Source organism: Pseudoalteromonas sp. SG45-3, from assembly GCF_014164075.1.
GTDB lineage: Bacteria > Pseudomonadota > Gammaproteobacteria > Enterobacterales > Alteromonadaceae > Pseudoalteromonas > Pseudoalteromonas distincta.
This window is the reverse complement of the sequence record NZ_JACJEN010000060.1, coordinates 1-766: the sequence shown is the minus strand read 5'-3', so window position 1 is coordinate 766 and position 766 is coordinate 1. Positions and strand designations below refer to the sequence as shown.

The 766-nt window shown below is 46.2% G+C and carries 1 pseudogene; it reads left to right on the top strand.

Annotated features, from left to right (window positions below):
• A pseudogene (locus H5126_RS21240) lies at positions 1-766 on the top strand (IS4 family transposase); the annotation flags it as partial.

The window sequence follows — 766 nt, the reverse complement described above, 5'->3', positions numbered from 1 at the left end:
ACTCATTGGGCAAAACAACAATTCGGTAAATCGGACTTAGGTGATCCAAGAAGAACAGCGCGTCTGGTAAAGTTAGCATCAACGCTTGCAAATGAACCAGGAAAACCACTTGTAAACATCACTCAATCCCCCGCCGATATAGAAGGTGCCTACCGCTTTATTCGCAACGAGAATATTGACGCAACGGCTATAGCAGAGTCAGGCTTTAAAGCCACGGTTGAACAAGCAAAAAGTCATAACTTGTTGCTCGCATTAGAAGACACGACCACACTAATTTATAAACATTCCTCCATTCGAGATGATTTGGGTCATGTCGGACGAGGAGCAAAACAACGAGGCTTGTTAGCTCATTGCGTATTACTGTTTGCGCCAGACACAAAGCAAGTTGTGGGATTAATTGAACAGTCTCGCTGGAGTCGTGATATCAACACGATTGGAAAAAGAGAAAAACACGCGACGACTTCTTACGAAGAAAAAGAAAGTTACAAGTGGGAGTCAGCGTCACGAGCGATGGCAGAGCGGCTGCAAGGACAAATGGCGAACGTGATATCGGTGTGTGACGCGAAGCGGACATCTACGAATACTTGCAGTATAAACTGACCGAGCAGCAACGATTCGTCGTACGCTCGATGCAAAGTCGCCATATTGAAGAAGGTGAGGATAAGCTCTATGCGTTTGCAAGCGAGCTGATGAGTGCAGGCACCAAACACATCCACATTGCACAAAAAGGAGGAAGAAAAGCCCGAAGCGCAACACTGGATATCAC